Genomic DNA, 16,362 nt, shown 5'->3' on the forward strand with positions numbered 1-16,362 from the left:
CTTGAAGACCACCCCATCGTCTAGCCCCAGATTCGAAAAGTAACCACATACCGAGGGAAGGGCGCAATATGTTCCGACAACTGTGCGGGTCCGATCGTTATGTGCGAAGCGGGGTCACCGTGGGTGACCTCGGGTGTTCCGCCGCGGGCCGGACGTAGGATGACTAGAGTGCCCGCATGCGGATCATGGTCTCGGCGGACATGGAAGGCGCCACGGGCGTCACGTGGACCGACGACGTCGTGCCCGGCACCGAGCCCTGGCAGCGGTTCCGGCGGTTGTTCACCGGTGACGTCAACGCGGTGCTGGCGGGGTTGTTCGATGCCGGTGCGTCCGACGTCCTCGTGAACGAGGCGCATTCGTCGCAGCGGAACCTGTTGCTGGAGGAGCTGGATCCGCGGGCGCGGATGCTCACGGGGCGCCACAAGCCGTTGTCGATGATGCAGGGCATCGATTCCGGTGTGGACGGTGTGGTGTTCCTCGGTTACCACGCGGGCGCGGGGTTCGACGGCGTGCTGTCGCACACCTACCTGGAGAACCAGATCACCGGGGTGTGGCTGGACGACGTGCCCGCGAGCGAGGGCCGGCTCAACGCGGCGCTGGCCGCGGAGTACGGCGTGCCGGTGCTGCTGGTCAGCGGTGACGACCAGGCGTGCGAAGACGCCCGTGACTACGCTCCCGAGGCGGAGCTGGTGCCGGTGAAGGAATGCGTGAGCCGGTACGCGGCGATCTGCCTGCCGCCGGTGCGCACCGCGGAGCTGCTGAGGACGGCGGCGCTGGACTCGTGCGTGCGGGCCGGGCGGGTGGAGCGGTTGCCGGGGCGGCACCGGATCGAGGTGGAGTTCGACGCGAGCCACCTGGCGCAGGCGACGGCGGTGATCCCGACGGTGGAGCAGATCGGCACGCGCCGCGTGGGGTTCGACGCGCCGAGCATGACCGAGGCGATGAAGGCGTTCAAGGTGGTCACGGCCATCGCGGCGGGGGCGGTGCAGGGTATCTATGGCTGACGTCGTCGAGCTCTGCGCGGACTTGATCCGGTTCGACACCACCAACCGCGGTGGCGGGGACTCCGAGGGCGAGCGGGAGGCGGCGGAATACGTCGCCGAATTCCTGGGGCGGCACGGGGTTTCGGCGAAGATCGTGGAGTCGGCGCCGCGACGGGCGAACGTGATCGCGCGGATCCCGGGTGCCGATCCGGCGTTGCCGGCGCTGCTGGTGCAGGGGCATCTGGACGTGGTGCCGGCGGACGCGGCGGACTGGTCGGTGGCGCCGTTTTCCGGTGAGGTGAGCGACGGGTTCCTGTGGGGCCGAGGCGCGGTGGACATGAAGGACTTCTGCGCGATGGTGCTGTCCGCCGTCGCGTCGGGGCTGCGGCCACGCCGGGATCTGGTGCTGGCGTTCGTGGCGGACGAGGAGGACAAGGGCGACTTCGGGGCGCATTGGCTGGTCGAGCGGCACCCGGAGCTGTTCGAGGACTGCGTCGCGGCGATCAGCGAGTCGGGTGGCTACAGCTACCACGTGCCGGCGGCCGACGGGCGCACCGTGCGGCTGTACCCGGTCGGGACGGCTGAGCGCGGCACCGCGCACATCAAGCTGACCGCGCGCGGCCGGGCCGGGCACGGTTCGCGCCCCAACGACGAGAACGCCGTGACCATGCTCGCCGACGCGTTGCACCGGATCGCCGGGCATCGCTGGCCGGTGCGGCTGACCCCGACCGTGCGGGCGTTCCTGGACCGCGCCGGTACGGCTTTGGGCGTGCCCGTGGACCTTTCTTCGGGTGACGCGGTGGACGCGACGGTGGCGCGGCTCGGTCCGGCGGGTTCGCTGGTGCTGCCGACGGTCCGCAACAGCACCACGCCGACGATGCTGTCCGCCGGCTACAAGGTGAACGTGATCCCGTCGACCGCGACGGCCCAGGTGGACGTGCGGGTGCTGCCGGACGCGGAGGACGAACTGTTCGAGGTCCTCGACTCGCTGCTGGGTCCCGGGGTGACGCGGGAGTTCGTGGCGCACCAGCCGCCCGTGCAGGCGCCGGTCGACTCGCCGTGGTTCGACGCCATGGCCGCCGCACTGCGCGGCGAGGATCCCGACGCCGTGGTGGTGCCGTACTGCATGGGCGGCGGCACCGACGCGAAGGCGTTCTCCAAACTGGGCATGGCGTGTTACGGCTTCGCTCCCCTGTCGCTGCCCGAGGGGTTCCCGTACCGCGCGATGGCGCACGGCGTCGACGAACGCGTGCCGGTCGACGGGCTCCGGTTCGGGACGCGGGTGCTGAAGCGGTTCCTGGAGTCCTGTTAGGCGCCCTTGTTCCGCGGAGGTTCTGGTGACCGGCAGGCGAAGCGGGTTGTGGACGATCGCGTGGTCGCGGAAGGCGACCTCGTCCATCGGGGAACATCGGTACAGCGGTTAACGCTAAGCCGGTGATCATGGTCCGGCCGGTGTGAGCGCGCTGACGCGATTCTCATACTCGCGGCGGGCCTTGCGCTGGGCCGGGACCGCGGGAACGCCGTGGCCGCCGTCGAGCGGCTGGCAGCGGGCGAGGAGTCCGAGGTGCACGGCGGGGACCGCGCTGACGCGCAGGGTGTAGCCCTGGCCACGTCGTACGTTCACCCCCTGGTCGAGCGCATCCCGCTCGGCGGGGTCCAGTTCGGAGGCGCGGAGGAAGTCGGCGACTTTGCCCGGCGTGTCGAGGGTGACCGGCAGCTCCGGCGCCGGGGGTCCTCCTCGAGGGCGGCGTGGTCGGGCAGGAGGTCGGCGACGGCCGTACGGATCGCGCCGCGGCTGACGCCGTGGTCGCGGGCGAGGGCGGCGATGGACCGGCCTTCCAGGTACGCGACGCGCACGTCGGCGGTCTTTGCGTCCGCCACGGCGGGGCGGCGACCGCCCTTGCTGCCCTTGGCCTCGGCGGCGCGCAGTCCGTCGTAGGTCAGCTCGCGCTGGAGGTCACGCTGGAGTTCGCCGGCGGCCGCGAGGGTCTGCACCATGAACTTCACGGTGGACAGCAGCTCGCCGGTGCGCGGATGACGGGCGGTGAGGTCCGTCGCGGAGAACGCGCCGTCGTGGATGCGCAGGGCGACCTGGTCGCGGTGGAGGACGTCGAGCACGTCGAGGATGTGGCCGGTGCCGCGTACGAGGCGAAGCATCTCGGAGATGTGCACGGTGTCGCCTGGCCGCGCGTAGTTCAGCAGCTCGCGGAACTACGCGCGCTGGAGCGGGTGGAGGCGGCTGGAGGTCCCCGGGTCCTCCTCGAAGACGACCGGGTCCTCGATCCCGGCCTCGTCCAGGACGAGGTTCTGCCGGGCGGTCGACTGCTGGTCGGTCGAGACCCGCTTGTAGACCAGGTTCGCCACTCGGGGGCCCCTTCCGTACGGAGGATCGGACCCCACCTGTCGTCAAACCGGCTCTTCACAGTCGAGGTGTAGGTGCGGCTTGAAGCCGCCGGTCTCGAGCAGGCTCCTGGCGATGTAGTGGGTGAGGTTGCGGAACCCGAGCGCGGGGCCGCGCAGGTGCTCAAGCCGGCCGTTGATCGCCTCCGTCGGGCCGTTGCTCGTTCCTGGCCGGTCGAAGTAGGCCAGCACATCGGTGGCGCGCCTCTTCAGGGTCCGGCCTAGGGTGACGATCTCGGTGAGCGCCTGCGGCACGCCGCTGGTGATCGACTCGATGAGCTTGACCATCGGTTCGCGGCCCTTGGCGCGGTCAGGCTCGCGGTAGGCGGCGATCATGCGCTGGTAGATGCCTCAGGTGACCTCGACCTCGATGTGGGCGTCGTCGGCGAACAGCGCGGCAAGTCGGTCCTTCTGCTTGTCGGTGAGCAGGTCGGCACCGGTGTGCAGGGTGCGTCGGGCGGAGTAGAGCGGGTCGTTCTTCATTCCGCGGTGGCCGTGGACGGCGAGCTGGATGCGGCGACGGCAGCGGTCGAGCGCGTCGCCCGCCAGGCGGATCACATGGAAGGGGTCCCTCACCGCGACTGCGTCGGGAAGCTCCTCGGTAGTGGCGGTCTTGAAGCCGGTGAACCCGTCCATCGCAACGACCTCCACGGCGTCGCGCCATGCCTCGGGGCGCTGGGAGAGCCAGGTTTTGAACGCCTGCTTGGAGCGGCCCTCGACCATGTCGAGCAGCCGTGCAGGTCCGGTGCCGTCACGGATCCCGGTGAGGTCGATGATCACCGTGACGTACTTGTCGCCACGGCGGGTGTGACGCCATACGTGCTCATCAATCCCGATCGCGGTGACGCCGTCGAACCGGCGCTCGTCATCGATCAGCAGCCGCTTGCCTTCGGCCAGGACGGCGTCGTTGGCGGAGTTCCACGCGACCCCGAGGCCTTCGGCGACCCGGGCGACGGTCAGGTACTGGACCACGATCGCTTCCAGCGCCCACCGCAGCCCGCGGCGCGACAACTTCGCTCGCGGCTCGGCCGCCAGCGTGGTGTCCTGACGCCAGACGTGCTTGCAGTCGGTGCATCTGTAGCGACGCACGATGATCTCCAGCATGGTCGCGCGCCAGCCCCGCGGTTCGTGCGCCAACCGACGGACGACACTGTCACGCGGGACGCCTTCACCGCCGCAGCGACGGCACCACTGATCGGACTTGACGACCCGGCACGTGATCACCGCGCGGTCTAACTCGAGACGCTGTCCTATGGCTTCGAGACCGAGCTCGTCGAGTCGGCAGAACGTGGTCAGGTCAGGGCACGCGAAACCCGCCGCCGTATGGCGGGCGGTCACATCTCCTCAGTGATGAGCGGCCTCGTTTGGCGCTCGCCAGGTGCCCCGGTGCGCGCAGGGGCGCTGTCGCGCGATGTCGCAGCCCGGAGCAGGAGCAGCGGCGTGGCAAGCAGCACAAGGCCGGCCAACCCGATCGCGATCCTCGTCGACGTCAGCGCTGCCAGGGCGCCCCACGCGAGCGTGAGGAAGGCCGTAGCGAGGCTGCTGCTGATCTGCCACGCCGACAGCGTCCGTGAGAGTCGCTCGTGCTCGATGTGCTTGAGCCGAAAGGTCGCGACCACCGGGTTGAACAGGCTCATCGGCATGATGACACCGAACTCGATGACCATGACCAGCAGCAGTCCGGCGATGCCGGTGGGAATGAACGCCAGTCCAATCGGCCATAGGACCGCGCCGATGGCCGCGAGCCACATGACCTTGTGCTCGCCGTACTTGGCGACTGTTGGACCGGCAAGGCGCGAGCCGACGAATCCGCCGATGCACGGTACGGCGAAGGCGAGTCCGTACTGCCACGGCGCGAAGTGGAGGTCACGCAGCATGAGCACCGCGACCAGCGGTTCCTGCGCCATGATGAGGCCGCCTACGGCGAGGCGGTTCAGGAATACTGGACGCAGCTGCGGGTGGCTGAGCAGGTACCGCCAACTGTCCGGCAGATCCCGCAGGGTGACCTTCTGCGCCGCATCCTTCATGGGAGTCGGCTCGCGGCCGCCGATGGCGGTGATGCCGAGCGCTGAGAGCAGGTAGCTCAGGCCGTCGGCGACAACGGTAGTGGTGTAGCCGAACAGCCCGATCGCGGCGCCGCCCAGCGGCGGGCCAATCGCGATCGAGCTCCACCATGTGGATTCGAAGCGGCTGTTGGCCGCCAGGAGGTCGTCGCGGGCCACGACCGACTTCAGGTAGGCGCCGCTGGCGGTGGCGAACCCGATCTTGGCAGCGGCAACCACGATTGCGACGAGCAACAGCTGCACGTAGGTCAGCCAGCCGAGCCAGTAGGCCAGCGGAATGGTCGCCATCGCGGCGAAGCGCAGCAGGTCCATCGTGATCATGACGGGCCGCTTGCGTCGGGTTTCGATCCAGGGCCCGGTCGGGATAGCGACGAGGGCACCGACGATGAGGCTTGCCGACGAGAGCGCGGAAACGCTGGCGGGGCTGGAGTGCAGGACGCTGATGGCGATCAGGCCGAAGGCGCCGAACCCGAGACCGGAGCCGTAGGCACTGACCGCGTACGCGGCCCACAGCCATCCGAACTGCCGCCCGAGCTTCCTGCGTGCCACGTCGTTCCTCCATCTCGTGTATCCACAACCGTCCGTACTGCTCGGGATATGCAATCCCCAGTGGCGAAGCGGGAGGTAACAACCGATCTGGCGGCGCGCCACAACTCCCCGTTGTGTCACTAGGGTGAGTGTGTGGATCTCGACGCGGTGCGGACCTTCCTCCAGGTCGCTTCGGAAGGACAGTTCCAGAGCGCGGCCGACGAGCTGGGCGTCACTCAGCAGGCTGTCTCGAAGCGCATCGGTGCCCTCGAGCGCGAGCTCGGCGTGGTTCTCTTCGCCCGCGGGCCTCGCGGCGCCACGCTGACGGTCGACGGCCAGGCGTTCCTGCCGCACGCCCGCGAGCTGCTCCAGGCCGAGGATCGCGCTATCGCATCGGTGATGCCCGGACGCCGAGCGCTCCGAGTCGACGTACGGAACCGGCGGACGGCACCGGCCACCCTCCTTCATGCCTTCTATCAGCAACGCCGCGGGCTCGACCTGAACGTCGTCGCATTGGCCGACCTCAACCTCGAGGCGGCGCTCGCGGCGGTCGCGAGCGGCACCGTCGACGCCACCTTCCGCGGCCTGACCGACCCGAAGAGGCAACTCTCAGGCACGGGACTCTCCAGCGCCCTGGTCATCGAGGACCGCCACGAGCTGCTGGTCGGCCCGAAGCACCCGCTTGCAGATGCTCCGTCTGTGACCCCACGCCAGCTCGCCGATCACCCGATCTGGATGCCGGGGCTGCCCAGCGGGGACGAAGTCGCGGCCTACTACGCCGAGCTCGCCGCCACTTTCGGGATCACCATCGACCTCCTGGGCCCTGCGTTCGGGGCCGAGGTGCTGATGACCGAGATCGCCGAGTCGGCGACACTCGCGAACCTCGTCGGCGAAGGCTCCCGCTATCTCTGGCCCGCGCACTACGACCTTCGACGCATCCCGATCGTCGACCCCACACCGGTCTTCCCGCTTTGGGTCATCTGGCGTACCGACAACCGGCAGCCCGATCTGGCCGAGCTGCTCGCCTTCCTCGAAGCCGACTTCGCCGGCCGACAAGGCAGCGACAGATGGCGCCCGTCCTGGGCGCGCCACGGCCACTAGTTAAAGCTGCTGCAACTTTGGTGAGCAGCTGCGACGCCGTCGCCGTGTCAAAGTTCCCAGTCCACCCTCATCTGTGATGAGCCGTCAAACCCTGTCAGCAATCACCATCGGATCTGATTGGATTCGCGCCGCCTCGAACCCCCGGATTGCACGGGTTCATTGGACGCGCCGACTGCCTGTCGTCAAACAATCGTTTGACGACAGGCAGGGCAAGGTTGTCCTTACCGCTAACCGCTGCGCTTCCTTCTGGTGTGAGCGGACAGTTCAGGCGTGACCCTGCTTGGTCTGGGGGGACCGGCTCAATCGGGTGGCGGTCCGGCTCAGTCGGCGTCGGCTGCGGTGTCCTGGGCGGGCTTGAGCCGCAGGGCCAGGGCGGCGGTGACGAGGCCGAGGACGGCGAGGGCGTAGAAGGCGATGCGGTAGCCGTCCACGACGGCCGTGTTGCCGCTGCTGGTGCTATGGCTGGTGACGGTGGTGGAGATGGTGACCAGGACGGCCAGGCCGAGGGCGGCGCCGAGCTGGCGGCACATGTTGATCAGCCCGGAGGCGACGCCGGCGTTACGCGGGTCGATGCCGCTGGTCGATGCGACGATCGCAGGCATCATCGTCAGGCTGGTGCCCGCACCGACGACCACGGTGGGCAGCAGCACGTGGGCGACGTAGTCGGAGTGGACGGGCAGCTGCCCCACCCAGGTCAGTCCTGCGGCGACGATGATGCCGCCGATCACCACCAGGCGGCGCGCGCCAACGATGGGGATCAGCTTCTGGGACAGCAGAACTCCGATGCTGATGACCGCGACCATCGGCAGGAGGGACAGTCCGGTGCGCACGGCGCTCTGGCCCAGGACCTGCTGCAGATACAGCGAGAGGAAGAACAGCGGCGCGGTGATGACGGCGCCCATGCACAGCGTAAGGACGTTGCCCATGCGCACGTTGGCGAGGGAGAAGATCCCTAGCGGGATCAGCGGGTCACTGCTGCGGCGTTCGATGGCCACGAACGCCGCGAGCAGGAGCACGCCGGCCACCAGGGAGACGACCACGCGGGCCGATCCCCAGCCCGCGTCGGGTGCGGCCGAGACGCCGTAGACGAGTGCCGCGGCCGACAGTGTCACGGTGATCGCGCCGGGAAGATCGATACGAGAGCGCCGCTGTCCGGTCTCGGTCGGTGCCAGGCACATCAGGCTGGCGATCAACAGGCCGATGCCGATCGGCACGTTGACCAGCATCACCCACCGCCAGCTCACCGACGCCAGCAGCCCACCGACGACGATGCCCGCGGCCCCGGCACTGGAGGCGGCAACACCCCACCACGTCATGGCCCGGGTGCGCTGGGAGGGCTCGGTGTGACTGGCGGTGATCAGGCTGAGGCTGGACGGTGCCAGCGCCGCCGCCCCAGCTCCTTGCACCAACCGGGCCGCCAGCAGCATCCAGCCGTCCTGCGCCAGCCCGCCGGCCAGGGACGCCAGCGAGAAAACGACCAGTCCGACCTGAAAGACGCGGCGGCGCCCGAACAGGTCGCTGGCGCGCGCAGCGAACAGCAGCAGACCGCCGAAGGCGACCAGGTAGCCGTTGACCACCCACTGCTGGGCAGAGGGCGACAGGCCCAGGCCCGACTTCATGCTCGGCAGGGCCACGTTCACGATGGAGGAGTCCAGCACCACCATGAACTGCGCCACGCATGCGACGGCCGCGACGGCCGCGAGTCCGACACCGCGCTTGGCCACCCCGTGTGAGGGGTCTGTCTCTGACGGCGCGGATGCGCCGGCGCTTGGGGAGAGGTGTGATCGGCTGGGCATGGCTGTGCTCCTCGAAGTTTCCGGATAGCCTGTCCGTCAAAGATAGAGCGATACCGGATAGGCTGTCCACTTGAGAAGTGCGGGCCTTGACCAGTGGGCGCGCCTGAGCACGCGTGGAGGAGTTCATGGAGGCAGGCAAGGCAGCGTTCCCGAAGCGGCGCGCAGCCGCAGAGCGCAATCGCGACAAGATCCTCGACGCGGCCCGAGAGGCATTCGCCGACCCTGCCCCCGACATCTCCATGGCGGAGATCGCCCGCCGCGCCGGAGTCGGTATGGCCACCCTGTACCGCAACTTCCCCGGCCGGCAGGAACTCCTCGAAGCGCTCTACGCCGACGAAGTCGACCAGATCTGCGCTGCGGCCACGATCGAGCCCGGCCAGACCCCCGCGTCAGCCCTCATCGCCTGGCTGCGCCTGCAGATCGCATTCATACCGCACAAGCGGCTCATCATCTCCGAGCTGCTGGAGCACACCGACCGGGACGGCATCACCAGCCACCGCGCCCGCGCCATAGAGGCGGGCCGTCCCCTGCTGGCCGCTGCCCAGGAAGCCGGGCAGATCCGCGACGACCTCACGCTGGAGCAGGTCTTCGACTTGATCGTCGCCACCGCCAAGGTTAATGAAACCCCCGACTACCTACGCCCCCTCTTCGAGACCATCCTCGACGGCCTGCACCGGACGACGGCATGACGAAGCCCGGCTCTGGCAGCGAAGTCAAGGAGTACGACGAGAACTGCCGGCCGCGCCTGCGTGCGGCAAGCCGAGGCGGCGCAGACGTACGTCCTGTGTGGTGCGGCCTCGGCCGTCGAGCAATGCGACGCAGCTCTGGTACCCGCCGGCTAACCATCCGCCTCCTGCGGTGCTTGAGCGGGGAGAGCCCGGCGATGTCCTCCTCGCGAATCTCGTGGCCCGGCCTTCAGCTGGGCACCGACCGCGTCGATGTACTTCGTCGTCCACAGCACGATGGCGTTGAGGACCAAGCCGAGCGCGCCGAGCTGGTCCTCCATGCCGTCCCGGTACGCCTGGTGGATGGTGCCGCGCTTGCCGTGGCACACGTCCCGGGCCAGTTTGTGGCGGGACTCCTGCACGGTCAGCTGCCGGTTCATCTGCCTCCGGTAGGTGTCGTCCACGGGGTCGACCACGCGCAGCAGGTGCTCGGCGACCGCGCGGGCCTCCGACACCTGCCGGGCCAGCACCGACACCCCGGGCAGCAGCACCCGCTACCTGCGCTAGAAGCCGTGATCACCGGTTTAGCGTTAACCGCTGTACCGATGTTCCCCGAGGCCGTCGTCCATCGGCACGGTCGTGCGCAGGCCGGGGAACCGCCGGAATAGCGCGGGCACGTTTTAGTGCCGCCCCGACCTACGGAGACTGTTCGTGCGCGGTGGCCGTCCGTAGCGCTAGGCGCGCCAGGCGCCCGGCAGGTTCTGCGGGTGCGTGCGGTCGAGTTCCGCTTCGAGCGCGGCTTGGCGCTGTTCCGCGGCTTCGGCGCTCGGGAGCCCTAGGCGTTCGGCGATGCGTTCCCAGGACCAGCCGCGCCGGCGGGCCTGGTTGATGAACTCGGGTTCGGACTGGTCGACGATCCGGCGGCTGGTGACGACTTCGCGGCCCCAGGCGTCGAGCACGTCGTCGGGGGCCGCGTGGCCGAGCTGGGCGGCCATGAGCAGCGCGGTGAGCACGTCGGTCGGCGGCAGGTCCGGGAGGTGCTCGGTGAACCAGCGTTCGAGGATCGGGTTCACGTCAGGCCGTCCGGGTGAACTGGGCCCACCAGCGGCTGCCGTCGCGGACGCGGTCGACGGTGGTGGCTTGGACGCCGTCGCGGGCGAAGGAGTCGAGCTCGGCGCGGTTGAGCGGCCAGGGTGGTCCGGACCAGGTCGCGAGGTCGATGCTCTCCTCGGCGAACGCGCCGACGACGAGCGTGCCGCCGGGGGCGAGGAAGCCGGCCACGGAGGCGATCGCCGCGTCGCGCACGGACTTCGGCATGGACTGCACGGTGAGGATCTCGACGACGACGTCGAAGGCGTGGTGCCATTCGGCGGGCGGGTCGAGCAGGTCGGCGGTGCGGTAGGAGACGCGCGTGTCGGGGAAGCGGTTCAGCACGGCCTTGATCGCGCTGGGCGAGACGTCGAACGCCGAGGTCGCGTAGCCGGCCTCGGCGAGCAGTTCCGCGTCGTCGCCCATGCCGCACCCGACGACGAGCGCGCTGCGGCCCTGGCCGGGGTTCGCCGCCGCCCAGGCCGCGAGTTCGGGACCCGGTTCGCCGCGGTACCACGGCACGACGGCCTGCCCCGCTTCGGCCGCGGCGTAGAGGGGTTCGAACCATCCCGTCGGGTCGCCGGAGGCCAGCGCGGTCTCGGCGCGGCGGCGCGCGGCGTCATCGGCCGCCGCCTGGTCGATGGCTTCAGGGGGCATCTTCCCCTTATACCGGCGGCGGCCATCCGGTGTGCGGGATTTCCGGATGCGCCACCCGGCCGCGCAAGGCTCCCTGGTGTGAATCCGGCGCGAATCCGGTGAAGGCCCGACTGTGCGGCTGCGGTTCACTGATCGCCATGAACCGACTGCCCGACCTCCAGACCAGCCTGCTGATCCGCACGGACTTCGCCGATCCGGCGGGTTGGGACGCGGTCCGCACCGCCGTGACGACCCCGATCGAAGAGGATTTCCTGCCGGACCTGCACGTGGTCGACGACCCGGCGTACCGCGACGCGACCGCGGACCAGTTGGTCGCGCTGGCGCCGGAGTGGGCGCTGCTGGTGCTGGCGGACCGGACGGCGCTCGCGTCGGCGGAGCTGCCGTTGCTGGTGGTCCGGGTGAGCCCGCGCGTGAGCGGGCGGCTGCGGGTGGTCGCGGAGCACCTGTACTCGATCGAGAACAACATCTCGCTGGCCAACATGGATTGGGAGGAGTTCACGTCGGCGGCGGACGAGGACGGGGTGTTCCGCGGGTTCTGATGCGTCCGGCGACCGGATGCGCCAGCGGGTACGTCCGGCGTTGTCCGTTTCCGGTCAGGTTTGCCCACCGGATCTTGACATCGATGTCACACACGGGTTTCCCTTCCGTAGCGCCGCCGCCGGGAGGGTTCCTGCGCGGGCGCGCCCGACCCGCCCCGACAAGCTGGGAGCAACGATGCCCCGAAGCGTCAGATCCGTCCGCGCCGCGCTGGTCGCGGTCGTGGCGGCGGCCGGACTGGTCGCCGTGCCGGCGACCTCGACCGCCGAGGCGGACGCCCCTCCGCCGGATTTCTCGTCCTCGTTCGAGCCGTCCGATCCGCAGCCGACGTGGCAGGACACCGTTGACACCGATGCCGCGGGGCAGCCGCGGACGTCGGGGGTCAACGGCGCGAACGGTGCCACGATCCCGGGTGACATCCGGGGCAAGGTGACCGAGACGAGCGCGAGCAGCGAGAACACCGACGGTGGTGAGGTCTCGGCGAATCTGGTCGACGGCACGACGGACACGAAGTGGCTTTCGTGGGAGCCCACGGCGTGGACTCAGCTGACGTTGTCGGAGCCGGTGGCGATCACGCACTACGCGCTCAGCTCGGCCAACGACTTCCCCGGCCGTGATCCGCAGGACTGGGCGCTGCAGGGGTCGAACGACGCGCAGCAGTGGACGGACCTGGACAAGCAGTCGGGTCAGTCGTTCGACGCCCGGTTCCAGGAGCACCAGTACAAGCTGGCGGCGCCGAGCGCGGCCTACCGCTACTACCGCCTCGACGTGACGCGCAACCACGGTGACGACATCCTGCAGATGTCGGAGCTGCTGCTGGCCAACGACGACGCTGCGCCGCCGCCGTTGCCGAACATGCGCAGCTTCGTCGACTCCGGGCCCACCAGCGGGTACACGAACAAGAACCGCGTGGGCTTCACGGGCAAGAAGGCGTTCCGCTACGCCGGCACGCAGACCGCGGCCGGGCACGGTTACTCCTACAACAAGGTGTTCGACGTGAACCTGCCGGTGGTCCCGACCACCGAGCTGTCCTACAAGGTGCAGCCGCAGTTGACGGGCAACGACCTGAAGTACCCGAGCACGAACGTCGCGATCGACCTGGCGTTCACCGACGGGACGTACCTGTCGGGGCTGGGTGCGACGGACCAGTACGGGTTCCCGCTCACGCCGTCGGGCCAGGGTGCGAGCAAGGTGTTGTACGCGAACCAGTGGAACCTGGTGCGTTCGGCGGTCGGCACGGTCGCGGCGGGCAAGACGATCGACCGGATCCTCGTGGGCTATGACAACCCGAACGGGCCGGGCGCGTTCCAGGGCTGGCTCGACGACGTGAAGATCTCGGCGACCCCGACGCCGCCGGCGAGCCAGCGCCCGAGTGACAACGTGCTGACCACGCGCGGCACGATGGCCAACGGCACGTTCTCGCGGGGCAACAACTTCCCGGCCACGGCGGTGCCGCACGGGTTCAACTTCTGGACGCCGGTGACGGACGCGGGTTCGGACAGCTGGCTGTACAACTACTCGACGCAGAACAACGCGGACAACCGGCCGCAGCTGCAGGCGTTCTCGGCGAGCCACGAGCCGAGCCCGTGGATGGGTGACCGGCAGAGTTTCCAGGTCATGCCGTCGGCCGCGGCCGGGGTGCCGGACGCGAACCGCGACGCGCGGGCGCTGGCGTTCTCCCACGACAACGAGGTCGCGCGGGCGCACTACTACGGCGTGACGTTCGACAACGGGATCAAGACGGAGATCGCGCCGACCGACCACGCGGCGGTCATGCGATTCTCCTTCCCGGGCAACGACTCGAGCCTGATCTTCGACAACGTGAACAACTCCGGCGGGCTCACGCTCGACCCGGCCACGGGCACGCTGACCGGGTACTCGGACGCGAAGAGCGGGCTGTCCGCGGGTGCGGGGCGGATGTTCGTCTACGCGAGCTTCGACAAGCCGGTGACCGCCGGGGCGAAGCTGACCGGCCAGGGCCGCGACAACGTCACGGGCTACCTGCGGTTCGCCGCGGGCGCGGACAAGACGGTGACGATGCGGATCGCGACGTCGCTGATCAGCGTGGAGCAGGCGAAGAAGAACCTCGAGCAGGAGCTCGCCCCGACGGCCACGTTCGACTCCGTGCGCGACGCCGCGCAGCAGGCGTGGGACAAGCAGCTGGGCGTGATCGAGGTGCAGGGCGCGTCGAAGGACCAGCTGGAGACGCTGTACTCGAACCTCTACCGGCTGTTCCTGTACCCGAACGAGGCGTTCGAGAACACCGGCACGCCGCAGGCCCCGGCCTACAAGTACGCCAGCCCGGTGGCGGCCAAGACGGGCGCGGACACCGCGACGCAGACCGGGTCGAAGATCGTGGACGGCCAGATCTACGTCAACAACGGGTTCTGGGACACCTACCGCACCACGTGGCCGGCGTATTCGCTGCTCACGCCGGACATGGCCGGGAAGATGGTCGACGGGTTCGTGCAGCAGTACCGCGACTCGGGCTGGATCGCGCGCTGGTCCTCCCCCGGTTACGCGGACCTGATGACGGGCACGAGCTCCGACGTCGCGTTCGCCGACGCCTATCTCAAGGGCGTGACGAACTTCGACGTGAAGTCGGCTTACGACGCGGCGCTGAAGAACGCCACGGTGACCCCGCCGAACTCGGCAGTGGGCCGCAAGGGCCTGGACCAGTCGATCTTCCTCGGCTACACGCCGAACACCACGGGTGAGGGCTTCTCGTGGGCGATCGAGGGCTACGTCAACGACTTCGGCATCGCGAACCTGTCGAAGAAGCTCTACGACGAGGCGCCGGCGAGTGACCCGCGCAAGGCGGAGTACCTGGAGAACTACCAGTACTTCACCAGCCGCGCGCAGCAGTACGTGAACCTGTTCGACCCGAGCATCGGGTTCTTCCAGGGCAAGGACGCCAGCGGCAAGTTCACGAAGACGGCCGACCAGTACGACCCGCGGGTGTGGGGCGGGGACTACACGGAGACCGACGGCTGGAACATGGCGTTCACCGTGCCGCAGGACGGGCAGGGGCTGGCGAACCTCTACGGCGGCAAGGACAAGCTGGCGCAGAAGCTGGACCAGTTCTTCGCCGACCAGGAGACCGCGACCTTCCCGGGCACCTACGGCGGCGCGATCCACGAGATGAGGGAGGCGCGGGACGTCCGGATGGGCCAGTACGGCCACTCCAACCAGCCTTCGCACCACCTGCTCTACATGTACGACTACGCGGGCCAGCCGTCGAAGACGCAGGCCAAGGTACGTGAGGCGCTCTCGCGGCTGTACTCGGGCAGCGAGCTGGGCCAGGGTTACGCGGGCGACGAGGACAACGGCGAGATGTCCGCGTGGTACGTGTTCGGCGCGCTGGGTTTCTACCCGTTGCAGATGGGCAGCCCGAACTACGCGATCGGGTCGCCGCTGTTCACCAAAGCGACGCTGCACCTGCCGGGTGGTGACGTGGTGATCAACGCGCCGAAGAACTCGGCGAAGAACGTCTACGTGCAGGGCCTGAAGATCAACGGCAAGGCCTGGACGTCGACGTCGCTGCCGCAGGACGTGCTCTCGCACGGGGCGACGCTCGACTTCGACATGGGCCCGAACCCCTCGGCCTGGGGCACGGGTGCCAACGACGCGCCGAAGTCGATCACCACGGGCGACGCGGTGCCGACGCCGCTGCACGACGAGACGGGCGCCGGCAAGGGCACGCTGTCCACTTCGGACGGTTCGAACGCGGTGGCGCTGATCGACAACTCGTCGCGCACCGAGGCGAAGGTGACCGGCGCGGTGACCTACCAGCTGAACTCGACGGACGAGGCGGTCACGCACTACACGCTGACCTCGCCGAAGGGCGCGGGTGATCCGAAGAGCTGGCAGCTCGAGGGTTCCTACGACGGGAAGACGTGGGCGGTCGCCGACCAGCAGACCGGTCAGACGTTCCCGTGGCGGCAGCAGACGCGGGCGTTCGCGGTGGCCAACCCGGCGCACTACGCCTACTACCGGCTCACCGTGACCGACAGCAGCGGCGGTCCGGCTTCGCTGGCGGAGTTCGAGCTGCTGGGCCGGCCGGACGCGTCGTGCACGAAGACGCTGACGGGTGTGCAGAAGGGTCCGTTGGCGGTGTCGAGCGGCACCGTGTGCCTCGAGGGCGCGACGGTGTCCGGTCCGGTGACCGTGTCCGCCGGTGCGTCGCTGGTCGTGCGCGGTGGCTCGATCGCGGGACCACTCGCGGCGACGGGTGCGGGCCAGGTGGTGCTGAACCGCACGAAGGTGTCGGGTCCGGTGGCGATCACGGGCACGACCGGGGCCGTCTCGGTCGAGCTGACCGACATCGGCGGCCCGGCGACCTTCACGGGCAACCACGGGCCGGTGCTGGCCGGCAGCACCGTGGGCGGGCCGCTGGCCTGCACGGGCAACACGCCCGCCCCGACCGACCACGACCTCGCCAACACCGTCCGCGGCCCGGCCGCGGGGCAGTGCGCGAAGCTGTAGCCGGCCGAGGTGACAGGTGTGGCCCCGCAGGGTTTCCTGCGGGGCCACACCTGTGTCC

Annotated in this window: 13 protein-coding genes and 2 pseudogenes; 6 read left to right on the forward strand and 9 right to left on the reverse strand. The window is 69.3% G+C overall.

Annotation, left to right across the window (positions count from 1 at the left end; genetic code table 11):
- The first annotated feature begins 176 nt into the window (after positions 1 to 176).
- Both AB0H62_RS28235 and AB0H62_RS28240 read left to right on the forward strand, forming a co-directional pair.
- Positions 177 to 1,004: a M55 family metallopeptidase gene (locus tag AB0H62_RS28235; RefSeq protein WP_220240678.1), complete on the forward strand. Its 828-nt coding sequence runs from the start codon at positions 177 to 179 to the stop codon at positions 1,002 to 1,004.
- A complete protein-coding gene (locus tag AB0H62_RS28240) occupies positions 997 to 2,295 on the forward strand; it encodes a M20/M25/M40 family metallo-hydrolase (protein WP_360589222.1) in 1,299 nt (432 codons plus the stop codon). Before AB0H62_RS28235 ends, AB0H62_RS28240 begins: the two co-directional genes overlap by 8 nt.
- Before the next feature lie 126 nt (positions 2,296 to 2,421).
- Here the strand turns inward: AB0H62_RS28240 and AB0H62_RS28245 are convergent, their stop codons facing one another.
- From AB0H62_RS28245 to AB0H62_RS28265, 5 genes and pseudogenes are all read right to left on the reverse strand, one after another.
- Complete coding sequence (locus AB0H62_RS28245; RefSeq protein ID WP_360589224.1) at positions 2,422 to 2,607, reverse strand: hypothetical protein; 186 nt, start codon at positions 2,605 to 2,607, stop codon at positions 2,422 to 2,424.
- The gene (locus AB0H62_RS28250; protein ID WP_360589504.1) at positions 2,604 to 3,185 is read right to left on the reverse strand and encodes a recombinase family protein; all 582 of its coding nucleotides are present in this window, start codon (positions 3,183 to 3,185) and stop codon (positions 2,604 to 2,606) included. The genes AB0H62_RS28245 and AB0H62_RS28250 overlap by 4 nt, the downstream gene beginning before the upstream one ends.
- Positions 3,186 to 3,194: 9 nt before the next feature.
- Entirely contained in the window at positions 3,195 to 3,347 is a 153-nt protein-coding gene (locus tag AB0H62_RS28255; RefSeq protein ID WP_360589226.1) for a hypothetical protein, read from the reverse strand.
- A gap of 42 nt (positions 3,348 to 3,389) precedes the next feature.
- Positions 3,390 to 4,721, reverse strand: a pseudogene (locus AB0H62_RS28260) (ISL3 family transposase).
- Positions 4,718 to 5,995: an MFS transporter gene (locus tag AB0H62_RS28265; protein WP_360589228.1), complete on the reverse strand. Its 1,278-nt coding sequence runs from the start codon at positions 5,993 to 5,995 to the stop codon at positions 4,718 to 4,720. The pseudogene AB0H62_RS28260 and the gene AB0H62_RS28265 overlap by 4 nt, the downstream one beginning before the upstream one ends.
- Positions 5,996 to 6,127: 132 nt before the next feature.
- Between AB0H62_RS28265 and AB0H62_RS28270 the strand changes: the two genes are divergently transcribed.
- On the forward strand, positions 6,128 to 7,075 hold the full coding sequence (locus AB0H62_RS28270) for a LysR family transcriptional regulator (protein ID WP_360589230.1): 948 nt from the start codon (positions 6,128 to 6,130) through the stop codon (positions 7,073 to 7,075).
- A gap of 320 nt (positions 7,076 to 7,395) precedes the next feature.
- Here AB0H62_RS28270 and AB0H62_RS28275 read toward each other — a convergent pair whose 3' ends face one another.
- Positions 7,396 to 8,799, reverse strand: coding sequence for an MFS transporter (locus tag AB0H62_RS28275; RefSeq protein ID WP_360589232.1), 1,404 nt, complete (start codon positions 8,797 to 8,799; stop codon positions 7,396 to 7,398).
- A 197-nt stretch (positions 8,800 to 8,996) separates the two neighbouring features.
- Here AB0H62_RS28275 and AB0H62_RS28280 point away from each other — a divergent pair, with 197 nt between their 5' ends.
- Positions 8,997 to 9,560 (forward strand): TetR/AcrR family transcriptional regulator, encoded by a 564-nt coding sequence (locus tag AB0H62_RS28280; RefSeq protein WP_220240673.1) that lies wholly within the window; start codon positions 8,997 to 8,999, stop codon positions 9,558 to 9,560.
- A gap of 178 nt (positions 9,561 to 9,738) precedes the next feature.
- On the opposite strand, the pseudogene AB0H62_RS28285 reads toward AB0H62_RS28280, so the two are convergent.
- The 3 genes and pseudogenes from AB0H62_RS28285 to AB0H62_RS28295 form a co-directional block, all read right to left on the reverse strand.
- Positions 9,739 to 9,967 (reverse strand): annotated as a pseudogene (locus AB0H62_RS28285) (Tn3 family transposase); the annotation flags it as partial.
- 303 nt (positions 9,968 to 10,270) lie between these two features.
- Positions 10,271 to 10,609 carry a hypothetical protein gene (locus AB0H62_RS28290; RefSeq protein WP_360589235.1) on the reverse strand — a complete coding sequence of 113 codons (339 nt, stop codon included), beginning with the start codon at positions 10,607 to 10,609 and terminating at the stop codon, positions 10,271 to 10,273.
- A 1-nt stretch (position 10,610) separates the two neighbouring features.
- A complete protein-coding gene (locus AB0H62_RS28295) occupies positions 10,611 to 11,282 on the reverse strand; it encodes a class I SAM-dependent methyltransferase (RefSeq protein WP_220240671.1) in 672 nt (223 codons plus the stop codon).
- 137 nt (positions 11,283 to 11,419) lie between these two features.
- Here AB0H62_RS28295 and AB0H62_RS28300 point away from each other — a divergent pair, with 137 nt between their 5' ends.
- The gene (locus AB0H62_RS28300; RefSeq protein ID WP_220240670.1) at positions 11,420 to 11,821 is read left to right on the forward strand and encodes a hypothetical protein; all 402 of its coding nucleotides are present in this window, start codon (positions 11,420 to 11,422) and stop codon (positions 11,819 to 11,821) included.
- A gap of 175 nt (positions 11,822 to 11,996) precedes the next feature.
- A complete protein-coding gene (locus tag AB0H62_RS28305; RefSeq protein ID WP_360589237.1) occupies positions 11,997 to 16,304 on the forward strand; it encodes a GH92 family glycosyl hydrolase in 4,308 nt (1,435 codons plus the stop codon).
- Positions 16,305 to 16,362: the final 58 nt, after the last annotated feature.

Origin of the sequence: Amycolatopsis sp. NPDC050768 (assembly GCF_040654155.1) — a bacterium.
In the GTDB taxonomy this organism is placed as follows: domain Bacteria; phylum Actinomycetota; class Actinomycetes; order Mycobacteriales; family Pseudonocardiaceae; genus Amycolatopsis.

Excerpts from the sequence above, each read along its gene's own strand:
- AB0H62_RS28235 (WP_220240678.1), top strand. The coding sequence starts at position 177 with ATGCGGATCATGGTCTCGGCGGACATGGAAGGCGCCACGGGCGTCACG.
- AB0H62_RS28240 (WP_360589222.1), top strand. The coding sequence starts at position 997 with ATGGCTGACGTCGTCGAGCTCTGCGCGGACTTGATCCGGTTCGACACC.
- AB0H62_RS28280 (WP_220240673.1), top strand. The coding sequence starts at position 8,997 with ATGGAGGCAGGCAAGGCAGCGTTCCCGAAGCGGCGCGCAGCCGCAGAG.
- AB0H62_RS28295 (WP_220240671.1), bottom strand. The coding sequence starts at position 11,282 with ATGCCCCCTGAAGCCATCGACCAGGCGGCGGCCGATGACGCCGCGCGC.
- AB0H62_RS28300 (WP_220240670.1), top strand. The coding sequence starts at position 11,420 with ATGAACCGACTGCCCGACCTCCAGACCAGCCTGCTGATCCGCACGGAC.
- AB0H62_RS28305 (WP_360589237.1), top strand. The coding sequence starts at position 11,997 with ATGCCCCGAAGCGTCAGATCCGTCCGCGCCGCGCTGGTCGCGGTCGTG.